Source organism: Bacteroidales bacterium, assembly GCA_018334875.1.
Taxonomy (GTDB): Bacteria; Bacteroidota; Bacteroidia; order Bacteroidales; family UBA12077; genus JAGXLC01.
In genome coordinates this window covers 1-3,869 of the sequence record JAGXLC010000380.1, presented here as the reverse complement: position 1 = coordinate 3,869, position 3,869 = coordinate 1, and the positions used below count along the sequence as shown (strand labels likewise).

At 41.8% G+C, this 3,869-nt stretch carries 4 protein-coding genes; all 4 read left to right on the top strand.

Going from position 1 to position 3,869, the window contains the following annotated elements; translation table 11 throughout:
• Positions 1-1,173 (top strand): histidine kinase (locus KGY70_18400; GenBank protein ID MBS3777173.1); only part of this gene is annotated, 1,173 nt, incomplete at its 5' end.
• A 36-nt stretch (positions 1,174-1,209) separates the two neighbouring features.
• Complete coding sequence (locus tag KGY70_18395; GenBank protein ID MBS3777172.1) at positions 1,210-1,953, top strand: response regulator transcription factor; 744 nt, start codon at positions 1,210-1,212, stop codon at positions 1,951-1,953.
• Between the two features lie 571 nt (positions 1,954-2,524).
• Positions 2,525-3,034 (top strand): T9SS type A sorting domain-containing protein, encoded by a 510-nt coding sequence (locus tag KGY70_18390; GenBank protein MBS3777171.1) that lies wholly within the window; start codon positions 2,525-2,527, stop codon positions 3,032-3,034.
• Between the two features lie 13 nt (positions 3,035-3,047).
• Positions 3,048-3,869: hypothetical protein (locus KGY70_18385; protein MBS3777170.1), on the top strand; the 822-nt coding region annotated here is incomplete at its 3' end.

The window sequence follows — 3,869 nt, the reverse complement described above, 5'->3', positions numbered from 1 at the left end:
GGAGGGGAGAATGGCATTACCCTTTTTCATCCCGGAATGATCGTAAAAAATACCAGAAAACCAAAACTGCAGATTACAGCGTTCGAAAAATTTGATCAGATCATTCGTAGGGATTTTACTTCCCAAAACAGGATTTCATTGGAACATGATGAGAATTTTTTTACCCTTCACTTTGCTTCTCTGGATTTCACCGCACCTGAGAAAAATCAATATGCCTACATGCTGGAAGGAGTGAATGAAGACTGGGTTTATCCGAAAGATGAAAATAAGGCGAGCTATACCGATATCGATCCCGGGACCTATACTTTCAAGGTAAAAGGTTCTAATAACGATTATGTATGGAACGATCAACCGGTTTCATTGCAGATTCGGATTTATCCGCCTTTCTATAGGACTACGTGGTTTTTGCTATTGGTCATTTTTAGTCTGGGAAGCGTTGCTTTTGTTTTTGTAAGGATGCGAATTCAGGGGTTGAAAAAGGAAAAGAATAATGTGGAGCTGGAGCAGAAATTGTTGCGCTCACAGATGAATCCCCATTTTATTTTTAACTCCCTTACTTCCATTCAAAATTTTATGTTGAGCGAGGAAGTCGGTAAGGCCAATCATTACCTGGTCAAGTTTTCCAAACTGCTTCGTTTGATACTCAGTCATTCCAGAACAAATTATATATCGCTCTCGCAGGAAATAGAAACCCTTGAGCATTATCTTACCATACAGAAGATCCGATACAACCAATTATTTGAGTATTTTCTGGAAGTAAGTGAATCGCTGGACCCGGAAAAAGTGTTGATCCCCCCAATGCTCACGCAGCCATTTGTGGAAAATGCCATAGAACACGGATTCAAACTTGCAGAGTACCCCGGCCGGCTTTATGTTCAATATGCACCAATCGGACAAAATATTCAGATTGTGATTGAGGACAACGGCATAGGCATTGAACGGTCAAAACAGTTTAAAGCAACAAATGATAAGGATCATCAATCCCTTGCAACAAAAATTACACGGGAACGTATTCTAAATCTGAACCGTTTCCGAAAACATAAAATCCATATGGAAATACACGATCTTGGGAAGAATGGTGATGATCAGCAGGGCACCAGGGTAGATATATGGATACCCTATATGCTGAAAGGTGCAAATGAAGGAAGATCAGGGAATATACATAAAGAGTAATGAAAGGATGTTTGTCAGGACTTTAAATGATATGTTATGAGAATTGTTATCATTGACGATGAAGAAAGCGTAAGAAGGTCCCTTTCCAAAATAATACTACAGGAACTTGATGATGCGGAAATTGTTGCTGAAGCCGGCGATGTTCAAACAGGTGTGGATGTATTGAAAAACTACAGTCCCGATTTGTTGTTGCTTGACATTCAATTGCCCGACGGAACAGGATTTGATTTACTCGGGAAGGTGAACCCGTTTAATTTTAAGCTGATATTCATTACAGCCTTTGAGGAATATGCCATCAAGGCCTTCAAATTTTCTGCACTGGATTACCTTTTAAAGCCCTTTGATCCGGATGAGGTCAGCAAAGCCCTTGCCAGGGTAAAGGAAGCCATAGAATTTGAGGATACCCAGATTAAGCTGAACGCGTTTCTTTCCAACATACAAAATATTTCCAGTGAGGTAAAGAAGATTGTACTCAGAACCTCTGAGAGCATTCACCTGGTGAATGTGCAGGATATTATGCATTGTCAGTCGGACGGCAATTATACCAACATTTATCTGCATGGAGGCAAAAAGCTGATTGTCTCCAGAACCTTAAAGGAATTTGAGCAGATGCTTGAGCCATATGGTTTTTTCAGGCTGCATCAGTCCCATCTGATGAATCTGAACTACCTGGATCATTTCAACCGGGAACGCGAGCATGTGGTGCTGAAAAATGATACCTCCCTTCCTGTGTCCAGCAGGAAAAAAGATCAGCTGCTGAAGATTTTTAAGGATTTATAGCCACCTTTCCGGTAAGCTGTTTTATTTATAATCTATTAAATTAAAGGATAGATATACCTGCTTTAACAAGCGGGTTATATGGCACTATTTCCTGTCACGAGGGATTTGGTCGGAATAACATATAGGCAAAGATCCGAAAAGAATGCTCATTCCTGACGGAGCATTAGCGGAGATCAGGAATCTATGCCGGATATTATATATAATGATACATGATAGATTGTATGGTGTAGTCTCAGATTGTTCTTTTTAACGTTTTTCTGCCAATTTCTGTAATCCGTTGTTGATTTTGATGACCTGTTCTGTTTCTTGGATCTGACACATTACAACCTCCACCGGTAAACCCTTCCGGCAAATAATAATCGATCGCCTGCGGATTTTCATTCAAAACCAACGAATGCTCATCTTCCGTATCATTTCCGTTTTGGCCAACGTACTTCTTCAGCAGAGGAATTACAAAGCCGGATAGCTATCGGTTATCAGCATGAGGTGTATCTGAAAATACCGGATATTTCTGGTTCTTATCATATAATCAACTATTCAATAATATATAAACAAATTAAAAGACAATAAAATGCGAGATCAAAAAATTCAATTCACCTTCCTGCTCTTCCTGGTTTTTGGAGTGACAGGATTGCGGGCACAGGAAGCCCAGCCTGCAACTGGGGGCGAAGCTTCAGGTAGTGGCGGTTCGGTAAGCTATTCTGTCGGTCAGGTTGTTTATACGACGGTATCCGGATCTTCCGCTTCCTCAAATCAGGGTATACAACAACCCTATGAAATCGTTGTGGAAACTGCCCTTGACGAGGCCAAAGGCATTGAGCTGAATGTGTTGGCTTATCCAAATCCGGTACAAAATTTTCTTGTACTGAAAATAACCAACTATTTGGTGTCAGTAGGGGATTTGGCCTTGAATGATCTGTTTTGTCAGCTCTATGACGTGAATGGAAACATGTTAAAACGTGTGAGAATTAAATCAAGCGAAACCAGGATTGCTATGAACCGGTTCATACCGGCAATCTATTTTCTAAAGGTATTACGGGACGAAAGGGAAATCAAGACATTTAAAATTATTAAACATTAAAAGTGAATAAGCTATGAGGAAATTGTTTACATTTTTCACGGCCTTTTTATTGGCTGCAGGGGTATTTGCTCAGTCACCCCAAAAAATGAGCTATCAGGCGGTTATCCGCAACAGCAGTAATGAGCTGGTAACTAATCAGGATGTAGGTATGCGTATCAGTATTTTGCAGGGATCTGCCAGTGGCACGGCTGTTTATGTTGAAACGCGAAGTCCTGCTACCAATGCAAACGGTCTTGTAAGCATTGAAATAGGAAGCGGCACAGTTGTAAACGGTGATTTTTTAGCAATAAGCTGGGATAATGGGCCCTATTTCATACAAACAGAAACCGATCCTACCGGTGGCACAAATTATACCATATCCGGTACCAGCCAGTTGCTGAGTGTTCCTTATGCCTTGCATGCCCGAACGGCTGAGCGTGTTTCCGGAAGCATTGGTGAGGAGGACCCGGTTTTCAACGATTGGGATAAATCTGCGGGCATAGAGATCACCGAGAGCCAGATCAGCGACCTGGGCCACTTTACGAATTCCGATGAAACGGACCCGGTTTTTGGTTCCTCGGTAGCCTCGGAAATTACAGCAACAGATACCTCCAACTGGAACAACCTGGAAAATGAAGAGGATCCTTTATTTAGCAAATGGGATAAATCTGCGGGCATAGAGATCACCGAGAGCCAGATCAGCGACCTGGGCCATTTTACGAATTCCGATGAAACGGACCCGGTATACGGTTCCTCGGTAGCTTCAGGGATTACAGCTACAGATACTACCAACTGGAACAACAAGCTGGATAGTGAAGAGGATCCTCTGTTCAAGGGTTGGGATAAATCGACGGGC

Coding starts and splice junctions, on each gene's coding strand:
- KGY70_18395 (MBS3777172.1), top strand. CDS start 1,210: ATGAGAATTGTTATCATTGACGATGAAGAAAGCGTAAGAAGGTCCCTT.
- KGY70_18390 (MBS3777171.1), top strand. CDS start 2,525: ATGCGAGATCAAAAAATTCAATTCACCTTCCTGCTCTTCCTGGTTTTT.